Genomic DNA, 13,648 nt, shown 5'->3' with positions numbered 1-13,648 from the left:
TGAGCGAGCGGTAGACCGCGACGCACTCCGCCTGGCCGCTGGCCACCGCCGCGGCGGCCGCGTTGACGGCGGCCGCGCCCCCCCCCCCGCCCCCCCCCCCCCCCCCCGCGGCTCTTCCGATGGTTTTCCGGTGCGGAGCGGCGGCCCTGTGTTCGAGCCGGGTGGGGCCTACTCGAACGAGCCGCCGCCGTCGACGTGCAGGGTGAGCCCGGTGACGTAGCCGGCATCCGGGCCGGCGAGGTAGACCGCTGCTCGGCCGATGTCGTTCTCGGGGTCGCCGACCCGTTTGACCGACAGGCCGGCGACGACCTGCTCGAGTTCTGTCGGATGCTGGTCGAAGAATTGACGCATGCTCTCGGATGTGGCGAACGGGGCGATGGCGTTGACGGTGATGCCGTGCTGCCCCCATTCCCGGGCGGCGGCTTTGGTGAGGCCGCCGACGGCCGCTTTCCCAGCGATGTATGTGCCGAAACCGGGTAGGCCCTGTAGTTCCGATCCGGAGCGGAGGTTGATGATCCGTCCGTCGCCCTTCAGGTGTGGGAAGGCGGCGCGCATGAAGGCCAGTGTCGCGCCTGGCCCGGTTTCCAGAGCCAAGGCAAGATCCTGGTCAGTGGCTTCTTCCAGGGGCACCCCTGACCGTGACGCCATCGCATTGTTGACGAGGATGTCCAGACCACCGAACCGTTCGACGACCGCCGTCACGCAGGCGTCCACCTGCTGGGAGTCGCGGATGTCGCAGGGGTAGCCGAAGGCCTGGGTGCCGCGCGCGGTGACTTCTTTGGCCACCCGTTCGGCGTTGTCGGCGTCCAGGTCCACCACCGTGACAGAGGCACCTTCCGACCCGAGCGCCAGCGCGATCCCGCGTCCGATCCCGCGGCCGGCTCCGGTCACAATCGCCACCCTGCCGTCGAGGATTCCCATCTACATCTCTCCTTCCACTTCCCGGGCTCCGCCCCGCGTCGAGGCAAGCAGCGCTCAAAACATCAAACTGCTCCATCAAATCCGGTAAAGCCGCCCAGCGCGCGTCCGGAAACTCGCCTGCCTACTCATTCCGCCGATCTCGGCGAACAGGAACGCGCCCAGGCCCGTCGCCAACGTCCGCGCCGGCCGCGACCTCCCACAGACACCGGAGATCCCCCGGCGGACCTCCGGCCGGTCATCCTTCCCGCGCTACTTGTCCAGGCTCATGCGCTGGCCCTTCTCAGGGTTTGATCAGGCTTGCACACGATGCCTTCACCGTCTCGACATATTTCTTGTCCTTGAGTTCCACCAGCGCCGCGCACGGAACGCTGACGACGTGGTTGAGAGGCCACTGGGTCTCCGGCAGAGCTCCCTCCACGCTGTGCGTGAAGCCGCTGTTGGCGCTGTTGAGGAAGGAGTCGACGGTGAGGTTTCTCCCGGTCTTCGCCAGCACGCTCAGGAAGAGGTCGGCGGACCAGTACCCGGCCAGCGCGGACAGGCTGAGGACCTGCTTCGGGGCGTACTTGGCGAAGTCGGCCTTGAGCTGGGCGATACCCGGTGTAGCTGCCTCGGTCGGCGCGAACTGCAGGAGGGTCTGGGTGCCGTCGAGGGCTGCGAAGGACGTCAACCGGGGATCGTAGGTGGCGGTGCTGATGAAAATGCCCTTGAACCCGGCGGCCCGCAGGGCCTCCGTCAGCTTCACTGTTGTCGTGAAATCGAGCGCGACGGTGATGACATCCGGCGGCTGACCGTGGTTCGACGTCATGAGCGCGTTGACGACGGGAGTCGGGTCGGTCAACCCGGTGGCCGGGATCGGTGACTCCTGGTAGACGACCTTGTCACCGCTGAGCGTTGCCAGGTGGGCGGTGCCCTTGACGCCGATGCGGGAGGAGTCGATGTCCTGGCCGACGACGGCAATGGTCTTGCTTGTGGCCTCCTTGAACAGGGACCGCATCAGCATCCCCCAGGTGGTCGAGTCGATCCGCTTGCTCGGGTCCGGATCCGGTGTCAGGCAGCCGGAGAAGCCGAAGCCGATGGCGTTCTTGCAGAAGCCGTCGTTGGTAGCCCAGCCGAAGAAGGGAACGATCTCCCTGCAGAAGGTGTCGAGATAGTTGGCCGAACCCGAAAGCAGCGGCACCACCGCGAACACCTGGTCCTGCTGGGCGAGGATATGGGCTTGGGTGGCGTCGATCCCCGGGTCCCCACCGTCGTCCTTCATGCCGATGAAATCTATCTTCCGGCCGTTCACCCCGCCCGTGTCGTTCGCCCGCTGGAACCGGACCATCGCTCCGACGTCCGAGCCAGCCATCGAGCTGCCGCTCGGGCTTGTCAGATACCCCAGGCCACCGACCTTCACCGACGTGTCCGTGATGCCACGGGTCGGGTTCGGCGCCTTGCCCGAACACTTCAGCGTTGCCGGGTCCACGGTGACCCCGGCGTTATCCCAGGTGTCGATCGGCCTCGCTTTGAATGCGGACGCGGGTATGGCCGTGGCGGGCTTCGGCCCGCTACCACCCCCCGAACCACCACTCCCACAGGCCGCGACTGCCAACAATGCTCCGACGGCGGTAATTGCCGTCAGGGTTCTTAATCGGTACATGACTTTGCCTCCAGACCAGGACGTTCAAAATGAAGTGTTCCGAGCGACGGGCGAGGTCATGGCGACGATGTCGAGGGCCGCAATGCCTTCTGGCGCGCGGCGGAGCGCGCAGATCGTCTATGTCTTGGTCTGAGCCGCCCCGGACCGAGCGCCCGCCATGTTTGGCAGCGCATCGACGGCCCAAAAGTCCGGGTCCATGAGCACGCGATGGCCAAGGCAGCCATCGAGAGGGACAGTCAGTCAGCACCCGTCAGCCCGGTGAGTACGAGCAGGTCATCGACGGGCCGGGGCAATCGTTACGACAGTTTCGCGACGCCGGCTAGGGCGCCGTCGATCTCGATCCCCTGGAGCGGGAGCAGCAGAGAAAGCCACCTCTCCGTCAAGCCAGCGTGCCCCAGTGGGCATCGACGAAGCGGCGGACCTCGCGGTCAAGCTCCCCGTCTTCGGGCGCGGTTCCGAAAAAGGCGGCGTGCGGCGCGGCCTCGAGCACGTGCAGGTCGGCTGGCACGCCCGCCTTGCGTAGGGCCCGGTGCATGCGCACTGTGTTCGAAAGAAGCAGGTCGCGTGTCCCGCTGGCGAGCAGCGTGGGTGGAAAGCCTTTGGAGAGGTCGCCGAACAAGGGCGACAGGTAGGGGTCGGCGAGATCGTGCCCGGCGGCATAGAGGAGGCTGGCGGGCATCGCGCTGCGGGTGAGGACGGTGTCGACGCCGAGGTTGGTCTGGAAGGTGTCTCCCGACTCTGTGAGGTCGACTTCCGGCGTATTCAGCACCGCGGCCGCTGGCAACGGCAGTCCCTCGTCGCGCGCTCTCAGAATGAGCGCGGCGGCCAGGTTGCCGCCGGCCGATGCCCCACCCACGATGATCTCATCCGGTCGATGATCCTCCAGGAGTGCGCGGTAGGCGGCGACGCAGTCGTCCAGCGCCGCCGGGTACGGATGGTCGGGGGGCATCCGGTAGTCGACCGCCCAAACGGTCGCGCCGACGCGCGCGGCGGTACCGGCGCCGGTGAGCCGGCAGCACTCGCCACCACCCATGACCAGGGCGCCGCCGTGTACGTCGAGGAATACGCGCCGGTCGTCGGCGGGCAGGTCCTGGGGTCTGATCGTGTATATCCGAACCCCGGCGACGTCGATCTCCTGCACGTCGGACGGGAGTCCCGACGCCTGCGCGAGCAGCATGGACAGGACCGCGTCATCCGCGGCTTTGATCATCGCCCGCCATGCGTCGGCGTCATTCTGGGCGGGGTACTCACCCATGTCCATCGGCCCCATCGCCAGCACGGCCCGCGCTTGCGGACTCACGGACGTCGGGACCGGGATCTCACGCGCCGGCACAGCAAGCGCCGGCAGGTTGTCGGGTGGGGCCATGGTCGGTCTCCTTGCGGTCGGGTCGCCCCGTCGACGTTGGGGCGAAGTAGCTGGTTGTAGATCGTGTCGCTGAAGATCAGGCCGGCGTCGACGGAGCAGGGAGAGGCCGGGACCAACATCGCCGCGCGGGCGCAGCGGCTGGGTCAGACACCGGCCGGCCGGTCGCTGATCAGGTTTCTCTCGCGCCATCCGTCGATCTCGTCGGCCCCGAAGCCCAGCAGGTCGCCGTAGACCTCGTCGTTGTGCTGGCCGAAGGTGGGCGCCGGACGCCGTAACAGCTGGCCGTCGTAGCTGGCCAGGCGGAAGGCGACGCCAGGCATCGGATGCTTGCCTACGACGGAATGGGCGAGTGGTTCGAAGAAGCCGCGGGCGGCCAGCTGCGGGTTGTCGAGCAGGTCGGCGGCCGGGGTGACCGGCGCGGCGGGGATCCCGGCCGCGGCAAGCGCCGTCGCCGCTTCGGTCTTCTCCCGCCTTGTGGTCCAGGCCCGGATCGCCGCGTCGATCTGGTCGGCCCGCTCCCGCCGGCGCGCCGCGCTGCCGAGCCGGGCGTCGGCGACCAGGTCGGCCCGACCGAGTAGCGCGCACAGCGCCGGCCACTGGGTGTCATCGGTTACGGCGAGCGAGACCCAGCCGTCGTCGCCGGCGCAGGGGTAGACCCCCTGCGGGGCGGCGAGAGGACCACGGTTGCCGTCCCGGCGCAACGCGGCGCCGTGGTCGGTGTATTCGACGGTGAGTTCGGCGGCCACGTTGAGTACGGCCTCGACCATGGTGGCCTCGACGAGGCTGCCGCGTCCGGTGCGGTCACGTTCGGTCAGGGCGACGAGGGTGGCGAACGCGGCGTGCAGGCCGGCGATCGGGTCGCATGGGCCACGTGGGATGAGCGGCGGGCCGTCGGCGGTGCCGGTAAGCCAGGCAAGGCCCGAGGCCTGCTCCATGGTCTGGGCGAACCCAGTGCGGTCACGCCAGGGCCCGTCGAGGCCGAACGCGGGCATCCGGGTGAGCACGGCGGCGGGGTTGGCGCCCTGCACCGCGTCCCAGTCGAGGCCCAGGTTGGTCAGCACCCGGGGCGAGAAGTTCTCGATCACGACGTCGCTCGCGGCGAGCAGCCGGCGGGCGAGCTCCAGCCCCTCGGGGCGGGAGGGCGACAGTTCCAGGCTGATGGCCCGCTTGTTGGCGTTGGTCGCGAGGAACATGGTGCCCCATTCCCACCAGTCCGCCTCGGTCGGTGGCTTGCCGCCGGAGAAGCGCATTCCGTCCGGACGAGTCACGCCCTCGATCTTGATGACGTCAGCGCCGAGCGCACCGAGCAGCGTCGTCGCGGAGGGCCCGGCCCAGAACGCGGTGAGGTCGACGACCCGCAGCCCGTCGAGCGGCAGCGGTCGAGGCCCAGAGGGCGCGGGCGGGCCGGCGGGCCGGGGCGCCCAGTCGACAGCGTCGTCGTGCTCGCCGAGCGCGGGCGCGGGCATGAACGGCCTGCCGGTGAACTCCCCAACCCGGTAAGGCACCCGGGGCTGTAGGAAGCCGCCAGAAGGGTTGGGGACGAACACACCGCGGGCCGTGAACTGGTCGATCGTCGTCACCGTCTCGGGGGTGCCGACTGGAGTCACTGGGATGCGCAGCGCGGCGGCAGTCTCGACGATCTCGGCGGTGGTGCGCTGGGTGGTCCAGGCATGCACGGCGGCGAGGAACTCCTCGCGGCGTGCGTGGCGGGAGGCCTGCCTGAGCAGGTCTGTGTCGTCGAGCAGGTCGGGACGGTCGATGAGAACGAGGAAGTCCTGGAACTGCTGAGCTGTGATGGTGCAGAAGCCGACGAGTCCGCCATCTTTGGTTGGCTCGATCGACGGTAGCTCGGGAATCCGCCCCGCCGACCCGGGCACACCCGGCCCGCGGCCCATGATGGTCGGCCCGACAACCGACAACCCACCCATCATGATTGCCATGCATTCGAGCATGGAGATGTCGGCGATCTCGCCGGTGCCGTCGCGGCGGGCGCCACGCAGCGCGGCGAGTCCGACGACGGCGGCATAGGCGCCGGAGGCCCACTCGCCAAGCCGGCCGCCGGCCTGCAGCGGGGGACCAGCGGGCTCACCGCGCCACGCGATCGACCCGCACAGCGCCTGTAGGAGGAACTCGCTCGCCGGGCGGTGCTCGTCCGGCCACGGCCCGGCGAGCCCCCAGGGGCTGATCGCGAGCACGACGGCGCGCGGACCGTCCGCCGCCAGCCGACGTACGAAGGCGAGCTGGGGGCCAGTGGGCTGCGCGGCGAGGTCTCCGCCGACGACGATGACGTCAGCGGCGGCGACCAGCGCCCGGCCGAGCGGGCTGTCGATGCCGGCGGCTACGGAGCGTTTCGACGTGTTCAGGAATCTGAAGAGCGCCCCGTCGCCGTCAGCGTGCACGCCGGACGCCGACCAGGCCCGGGTCGGGTCGCCACCCGGGCCTTCGAGCTTGACGACATCGGCGCCGGCGTCGGCGAACAACTTGCCGCAGTAGGGCCCGGCGATCCCCGTCGCCAGTTCCAGGACGCGGATGCCATCGAGAGGGAATGCGGCCATCGGTCAAGCCCGCCCGGCGTGCGAGGTCATCCGCTTCCAGGAGGCGAGGTCGCGTTCGTCCGCGGCCCGGCCGACGCGGGTGACGACGTCGACGCCGGTCGCTTCGGCGCGCAGCGCCCCGGCGGTGCACTGCTCTCGGGGCCGGGTCGCGAACGGGTCGAACTGGTAGTGACGCAACGCGTTCTCATGGGTGATCTTGTCGATGGTCGCGTCGGCCAGGTGGCCGAGGTTGGCGATGACATCCTCGGGGGCGTTCGGCCAGCTCGAGTCGGAATGCGGGAAGTCGGACTCCCAGCAGACGTTGTCGAGCTCGAACCAGTCGAGGAGGTGTGGGCCGACCCGGTCGGAGATGAAGCAGGTCAGGATGTGCCGGCGGAAGAGGTCGGCCGGACCGGTGACGCCGTCGGGGAAGGTCGCCTGCGTCCAGCCCGAATGGCGGCGCTGGACGTGCTCGCAGCGCCACAGGAAATAAGGAATCCAGCCGATGTCGCCCTCGGTCAGCGAGAACCGCAGATCCGGGAAGTCCGCCCAGAATCGCGCCCATACCAGCTCGACCATCGAGTAGATCGACATCATCGACGAGCCCGCCAGGTTGACGCTCGGTGGCGCGTCCGAGGAGTACAGCGGCGTCCGGGACGACGAGCCGACATGCAGGCACAGCACGGTTCCGGCATCGCAGGCAGCTCGGAACAGCGGGTACCAGTAGTCGGTGTGAATGCTCGGCATCCCCAGCGCCTCGGGGTTCTCCGAGAACGTGACCGCGTGGCAGCCCTTGTCCGCGAGCCTGCGGATCTCGGCCGCCGCCTCGTCAGCGTCGAACAGCGGCAGGATCCCGCAGGGGATGAACCGGTCCGGGTAGGCACCGCACCACTCGTCCACGTGCCAGTCGTTGTACGCCTTGATCATGACCAGGTTCACGTCGCGGTCCGGGCCCTGGTTGAGGACCTGGCCGGAGAAGCCGGTCCAGTTGGGGAAGTTCAAGCCCGCTAGCTGGCCGCCGGCGGACATGTCCTGGACCCGCTCGTGGACGTCGTAGCAGCCAGGCCTCATCTGGTCATAGCGGCTGGCGTCGATGTTGAACATCTCCGGCGGCTTGCCCGCTACCGCGTTCAGGCCCAGGTTCCGGCCGCGCAGCGCGCCGTAGTACCACTGCTGCGTCCCGTCGGGTTCGTCGACCACGCGGGGCGCCTGATCGCGGAACTTCGCTGGCACGTGGGCGTCGAACATGGTGGCCGGTTCGGCGATGTGGTCATCGACGCTTATGAGGATCAGGTCGTCAGGCTTCACGGGTGCTCCCGTCCGGGATGGCGTGGGTGACCGGGTGGACGTAGGGCAGCGCGGGGCCGGCGCCGGCGCGGTGGAAGAGGACGGCGACCCGCAGGCCCACCCGCAGCCGCGCGGGCGGGCAGCCGACGAGGTTGGTCACCAGCAGCGGGCCCTCGTCGAGCTCGACGATCACCGGGGCGTAGGGCGCGGCGAAGTCGGGGGTGACTGGTCGGTGCACCACCGTCCACGAGTAGACCGTGCCGAGCCCGGCGGAAGCCTCCCAGGCCTGATCGCCCGACAGGCACTCGCGGCAGTGTTCGGCCGGTGGCAGGTCAGCACGGCCGCAGGCGCGACAGCGCTGGAAGCGCAGCTCGCCCGCGTCGCACCCCGCCCAGAACGGGGCACTCGCCGCGCCCGTCGCCACCGCTGATGCCGTAGCCAGCCGCGGCACCGCCAACGGCCTCCCACCTGGGTCGTCCATGTAACCCACCTTACTGAAATCATGCGCATGCATCTATACCTGCCGGCCGCAGGTGCCTCTGCGCGATCTGCGATCTGGCTACCGGCCCCGCCCAGCTCGCCGGTCTTCTGCCTCGGATGTCCCCGCCTGCTGGCGGTCGAGCGCGCTGTGACGGGCTGGGTGCGACGAATGCCAGACCGCCGTGACGACCCGCTCCCGGAACCGCCAGAGGCCGTCGGACCCTCGGACGCAGCTGTCCGCGTAGCGCACGAGCATCTGAAGGTCCTGGGGAGCGCCGTCGGTGCCGCGGTGCAGGTGATGCGCGAGGCAGTAGGTCTCGGCGACCGCGCTGTCGGCGACGACCTGTGCCCGGTGGTTGCCGACGAGGTGCAGGGTGGCCGGGTAGCGGCCTGAGAGCGCCTGGACCAGGAGAGGCAGTTCGCGAGCGCGCTCGAAACGGGCGACTTCCCCCTCGCGGTCTGAGTGATACACCCGGACCACGGCGTCCGAGGTGAAGAGGGAGACGAACAGGCCCTCGTCGCGACTGTCGACGGCGGCGGCGTACGACTCGGCGAGGTCGCGCAGCGCGAGGCGATCGGCGAGGTCCCCGACCGAGCGACCCACCACCCGGGGCCATTCGGGCGCCGTCCCGTCAGTTAGCTCCACTGTCTTTCCCATCGGCGGCCGAGATTTGCGATCCACCCGTGGACCTCGTCAGGGTCGGTGACAAAGGCCGCGATCGGCACCGAGACCTCCGTGACCCCGGCCTCGACGAGGGCAGCTGCCCCGGCGAGGGTTCGGTCGAGGCTCAGGTCGGCCCTGCTGGCCCGATCGTCGTCGGGAGCCGAGGAGCGGAGGGGGAGGGTGTGCCTGACCCGCGGCGCGGTCGCGGTGCGGCCAGCCGCCGTCCAGGCCTCCCGAATGCGCGCGACCCCCGCGGCCACGCCCGCCACCGACTCGCCCATGATCGGGATCCAGCCGTCGCCCAGCTCGGTGATGCGTCGCAGGTTGCGCTTCGTGAGCGGGCCGCTGAACAGCACGGCCGGGCCGCCCTGTTGCGCGGGTTTCGGGTCGCACCAGATTCCACTGAAGCTGATCGTCGGCAGGTCGACGGCGGCCGACCCACCCCTTGCCCAGAGGGCCCGGCAGCTCGCAACCGTGTCGTCCAGTATCTGGGCGCGCTGCTCGAAATCAAGACCCATGGTCTCGTATTCCTCTGGCTGCCAGCCCGTGCCAACACCGAGCTCAAGTCGACCGCCCGAGAGCGCATCGAGGGTTGCCGTCGTCTTGGCGAGCAACGGCCCTCGTCGCAACCCGGCGATCAGGATGCCGGTCGAAAGGCGTATCCGCGACGTCGCGCCGGCAAACAGGGCGAGCGTCGTCAACGGCTCCAGCCAAGGCTCGCCGGGTGAGAACGCGAACGTGCCGAACGGGTAACGGTCGAAGCGCTCTCCCATCACCACGTGATCGCTCACTACGACGGTGTCGATGCCCGCGTCGTCGGCCGCACGGGCCAGGTCGACGATCCGGTGTTGTTCCCCGGCTCCGTAGACGGACGTCGCGACCGGTAGGCCGAGCGCGAGCCGCGGCCGACCGGCCGTCACGCGTTAGCCCTTGCGCTGTCTATATATAGAGACAGTATCTTCGTCACAAGACACCGTAAGGTGCATCCCGAGGAGGCGTCAACACGTGCCCACCCAACCCGCGCGGTCCGTTCAGCGGGCAGCCCAGGTTCTCAAAGTCCTGGCAGCCGCACCCGAGACCGATCGGTCCCTCTCCGAGATCGCCCAGGCCGTGGGAATACCGCGCTCGTCGGCCCAGGCCATACTGCTCGCGCTGTGCGACGAGGGACTTGCGGTGCGTCGCGACCCCGGGCCGCGCTACCGACTCGGTCCTCAACTGCTCGGGCTGGGTCGCGCAGCGAGCCACGCGGTCATGCTGACCGACATCTTGGCCACGCAGCTGCCTCTGCTGCGTGACGAGTTTCAGGCGACCACGATGGGCGGAACTGTCCACGGCGACAGCGTCGTCATCGCGGCGGCGTGCCCGGTGCCGCACCCATACGGGCTGACGGTGAAAGCCGGCGGGACCCTGCCGTTGCGCGCGCCGGTCGGCCCGATCTACGTGGCGTGGGCTGGCGAGGAGGCCGCCGCCCGGTGGCTCGACCACGCTGCGCCACCGCTCACCTCGACTGAGCGGGAGTCGATGCGGGTGGCACTGGTGGACGTTCGTACTCGTGGCTGGAGTGCCACAGTCAGCGCCCTTGGGGCCGAGGCGATCAGCGGAGCCCATGAGGTGACGGACGCGGACCTGACGTCTGCCTGCTTGCGGGTGATCGGTATCAGTGCGCCTGTCTGGGCCGCCGACGGCACGTTTGCCTGTTCCATCGCACTGACCGCCCTGCCCAGCGACATCAGCGGAAGGGAGCTACGGCGGGTCGCCAGTCGGGTCGTCGACGTCGCCACCCACGTCATGGGGTTGATCGGAGGCACGTTCGGCGGCCTCAGCACGCCTGTCGCGCCTGGGTAGCCGCCGTTCGGCGGGCCGAGCATCGATGCAGGGAAGGAAGAGGTGACCGCCCGCGATCTCTGGAGGCATGGTCACCTCGCCGGTCACGGCAGCAGCCGTAGTCGTCGCGCATGCACGACGGCCTCGTGGCGCGTCCGTGCGTCAAGTTTGCGCATGATCGCATAGAGATAGGCCTTGACCGTCTCCGGCGCGAGCGAGAGCCGCTCGGCGACAGTGGCGTTCGTGTATCCGAGTGCCACCTGGGCCAGCACGTCGGTCTCTCGCGGTGACAGGCGAACGGTGGGCGCTCCGGCCGTCGGGGCACCCAACCGCGCGAGCCGGTCAGTGGTGGCGCAGAGCCGGCGTCGTAGCTCGGGATCGGTGACGGCGGGGGCGATGGAACGCAGTTCGGCATGAACGGCGCGGATCTCTTCAAGGTCCGCGAGATCCTTCAGCCCCAGCCGTGATTCGGCCATCGCGAGCCTGCTGTCCACCTCGGCCTGCACGGACAAGGTCATCGACAGGCGTGCCCCGGCGGACAGGAGGGCCTCACGCGCCCGGTCGCCGAGCGGCATGCGTTCCCGGACGGCTCCGTAGAGCACCGCCGTGCACCGGCCCTGTACCTGGACCGGGACGGCGAGTATTGAGGAGATCCCTTCGACCAGCACTGGGCGGTCGTAGTCGTGGGTGATCGTGCGAGCGGTGAGGTAGTCCTCGACGGCGGCGGGGCGTCGTTGGGCGACGACCCGGCCGCCCAGACCAGTTCCGACGCTTACGTGAAGGTTCCGCATGGCGGTTGTGCGAGTGCCGAGAAAGTCGGTCAGGATCAGCCGGTCACCCGACATGGTGCCTGCGAAGACCAGGGGCACTCCGGCCAGGCGTTGCGTCCGTCGTAATTCGGCGCGCAGGGCCTCCCCCGTCGAGCGGCTGTGAGGGGCGGTCATGGTGGCGAACCTCCCGTGCTCTGCTGCGGGTCGGCAGCGTACCTGGACCTCTGCCCGCGGACCAGCCCGCGGACCTACTTCCGGGGGTAGCGGGCACCGGCGGTTGCACTGAACATGAGGAAGGCGAGCGATCGATGACTCGCGGGCCGCGACCGCTGCGCCGAGCTGCCCGAGAGTCCTGTCGACCATGTGGTGCGACGAGGTCGAGGCTCTAACCTAGCTGACAGTTATCCGGTGCCGAATCCCGGAACGCGGATTCTATCGAGCGGTGCCGGTATAAAGCGATGCCCGAACAATGACGACGCCGAAAGTCTCCGGAGGAGCCGTGCCCGTGGAGCCAGCCGTACCGAGTTACTCGTCGGGCATCTCGAATGTCCCGTTGCTGGGGGACACGATCGGGGCCAATCTGGACCGGACTGTGCGGACTTTCGGGGGACGGGACGCGCTGGTCGACCGGACGACCGGCGGTCGCTGGACCTACGCCGAACTGGGCGCCGACGTCGACGCACTCGCGCTCGGCTTACTCGATCTCGGGATCGGCAATGGCGACCGGGTGGGGATCTGGGCGCCGAACTGCGCGGAATGGATGCTGACCCAGTACGCCACAGCGAAGATCGGCGCCATTCTGGTCACCATCAACCCCGCCTACCGCTCCCACGAGCTCGAGTACGTGCTCAACCAGGCCGGCGTCCGTCTGCTGGTGGCGGCCGAGACGTTCAAGACCTCCGACTACTCAGGCATGATCGCAGACGTCCGGCCGCGGTGCCCGGCGCTGGAACAGGTCGTGCTGCTTGGCGGTGAGGACTGGAACTCGTTGCGCCGCAACGACGGCGATCTGGCACGGCTGGCCGTGATCGACCTGTCCGCCGACGACCCGATCAACATTCAATACACGTCGGGCACCACCGGGTTCCCCAAGGGCGCGACGCTGTCGCACCACAACATCCTGAACAACGGGTTTTTCGTCGGCGAGCTCTGCGACTACACCGAAGCGGACCGCATCTGCGTGCCGGTGCCCTTCTATCACTGCTTCGGAATGGTCATGGGCAACCTCGCGGCTACCAGCCACGGCGCATGCGTCGTGATCCCGGGACCGTCGTTCGAGCCGAAGGCGACCCTGGCCGCGGTGCAGGCCGAGCGGTGCACGTCGTTGTACGGAGTGCCGACGATGTTCATCGCCGAGCTCGCCGATCCCGACTTCGAGTCGTTCGACCTGTCGTCCCTGCGGAGCGGGATCATGGCCGGCTCGCCGTGCCCGGTCGAGGTGATGAAGCAGGTCATCGAGCGGATGGGCATCGCCGAGGTCTCCATCTGCTACGGCATGACCGAGACGTCGCCGGTGTCCATGCAGACCCGCGCCGACGACTCGATCGAGCGGCGGGTGTCCACGGTGGGCAGGGTGGGTCCGCACCTGGAAGGAAAGATCGTAGCCCCGGAGACCGGGCTGACCGTTCCACTTGGCACGCCGGGGGAGCTGTGTACGCGCGGGTACTCGGTGATGCTGGGGTACTGGGACCAGCCGGACAAGACCGCCGAGGCCATCGACGCCGCACGCTGGATGCACACCGGAGACCTGGCGGTGATGGACGAGGACGGCTACGTCACCATCACCGGGCGTATCAAGGACATGGTGATCCGCGGCGGGGAGAACATCTATCCGCGGGAGATCGAGGAATTTCTCTACACCCATCCTGACATTCTCGACGCCCAGGTCATCGGCGTGCCCGACCCGAAATACGGCGAGGAGACCATGGCCTGGATTCGCATGCGCGACGGCGCCACACCGCTGACCGCCCGGGACCTGCGCGAATTCTGCGCCGGAAAACTCGCCCACTACAAGATCCCGCGTTACGTGCACATCGTCGACCAGTTCCCGATGACCGTGACCGGCAAGATCCGCAAAGTCCAGATGCGCGAAGATGCCATCAGCCTTCTCAGCCTCCACGACATCGCCAAAAGTCGCCACGCCTGAACCTGGCGTAGGTCGGA

General features: G+C 68.8%; 11 protein-coding genes. 2 read left to right on the top strand and 9 right to left on the bottom strand.

Going from position 1 to position 13,648, the window contains the following annotated elements:
• Positions 1 to 168: 168 nt before the first annotated feature.
• The 8 genes from I6A60_RS22725 to I6A60_RS22690 all read right to left on the bottom strand — a co-directional run bounded on the left by I6A60_RS22725 (position 169) and on the right by I6A60_RS22690 (position 9,811).
• Positions 169 to 921 (bottom strand): SDR family NAD(P)-dependent oxidoreductase, encoded by a 753-nt coding sequence (locus tag I6A60_RS22725; protein WP_203018036.1) that lies wholly within the window; start codon positions 919 to 921, stop codon positions 169 to 171.
• A 280-nt stretch (positions 922 to 1,201) separates the two neighbouring features.
• Positions 1,202 to 2,386 carry an ABC transporter substrate-binding protein gene (locus I6A60_RS22720; protein WP_307873814.1) on the bottom strand — a complete coding sequence of 395 codons (1,185 nt, stop codon included), beginning with the start codon at positions 2,384 to 2,386 and terminating at the stop codon, positions 1,202 to 1,204.
• A 553-nt stretch (positions 2,387 to 2,939) separates the two neighbouring features.
• Complete coding sequence (locus tag I6A60_RS22715; protein ID WP_203018040.1) at positions 2,940 to 3,926, bottom strand: alpha/beta hydrolase; 987 nt, start codon at positions 3,924 to 3,926, stop codon at positions 2,940 to 2,942.
• 143 nt (positions 3,927 to 4,069) lie between these two features.
• Entirely contained in the window at positions 4,070 to 6,481 is a 2,412-nt protein-coding gene (locus I6A60_RS22710; RefSeq protein WP_203018042.1) for a CaiB/BaiF CoA-transferase family protein, read from the bottom strand.
• A gap of 3 nt (positions 6,482 to 6,484) precedes the next feature.
• The gene (locus I6A60_RS22705) at positions 6,485 to 7,768 is read right to left on the bottom strand and encodes an amidohydrolase family protein (RefSeq protein WP_203018053.1); all 1,284 of its coding nucleotides are present in this window, start codon (positions 7,766 to 7,768) and stop codon (positions 6,485 to 6,487) included.
• Positions 7,758 to 8,228, bottom strand: a complete 471-nt coding sequence (locus I6A60_RS22700) for a Zn-ribbon domain-containing OB-fold protein (RefSeq protein ID WP_203018069.1) — start codon at positions 8,226 to 8,228, stop codon at positions 7,758 to 7,760. The genes I6A60_RS22705 and I6A60_RS22700 overlap by 11 nt, the downstream gene beginning before the upstream one ends.
• Before the next feature lie 78 nt (positions 8,229 to 8,306).
• Positions 8,307 to 8,885 (bottom strand): nuclear transport factor 2 family protein, encoded by a 579-nt coding sequence (locus I6A60_RS22695; RefSeq protein ID WP_238436003.1) that lies wholly within the window; start codon positions 8,883 to 8,885, stop codon positions 8,307 to 8,309.
• The gene (locus I6A60_RS22690; RefSeq protein ID WP_203018073.1) at positions 8,864 to 9,811 is read right to left on the bottom strand and encodes a TIGR03619 family F420-dependent LLM class oxidoreductase; all 948 of its coding nucleotides are present in this window, start codon (positions 9,809 to 9,811) and stop codon (positions 8,864 to 8,866) included. The genes I6A60_RS22695 and I6A60_RS22690 overlap by 22 nt, the downstream gene beginning before the upstream one ends.
• Before the next feature lie 85 nt (positions 9,812 to 9,896).
• Here I6A60_RS22690 and I6A60_RS22685 point away from each other — a divergent pair, with 85 nt between their 5' ends.
• Positions 9,897 to 10,736, top strand: a complete 840-nt coding sequence (locus tag I6A60_RS22685) for an IclR family transcriptional regulator (RefSeq protein ID WP_203018074.1) — start codon at positions 9,897 to 9,899, stop codon at positions 10,734 to 10,736.
• Positions 10,737 to 10,819: 83 nt separating this feature from the next.
• Here I6A60_RS22685 and I6A60_RS22680 read toward each other — a convergent pair whose 3' ends face one another.
• Positions 10,820 to 11,659, bottom strand: coding sequence for a LuxR C-terminal-related transcriptional regulator (locus tag I6A60_RS22680; protein WP_238436001.1), 840 nt, complete (start codon positions 11,657 to 11,659; stop codon positions 10,820 to 10,822).
• 325 nt (positions 11,660 to 11,984) lie between these two features.
• On the opposite strand from I6A60_RS22680, the gene I6A60_RS22675 reads away from it, so the two are divergent.
• Positions 11,985 to 13,631: an AMP-binding protein gene (locus I6A60_RS22675; RefSeq protein ID WP_374113390.1), complete on the top strand. Its 1,647-nt coding sequence runs from the start codon at positions 11,985 to 11,987 to the stop codon at positions 13,629 to 13,631.
• Positions 13,632 to 13,648: the final 17 nt, after the last annotated feature.

Source organism: Frankia sp. AgB1.9, from assembly GCF_016786355.1.
Classification (GTDB): domain Bacteria; phylum Actinomycetota; class Actinomycetes; order Frankiales; family Frankiaceae; genus Pseudofrankia.
This window is presented reverse-complemented; position numbering and strand designations above follow the sequence as displayed.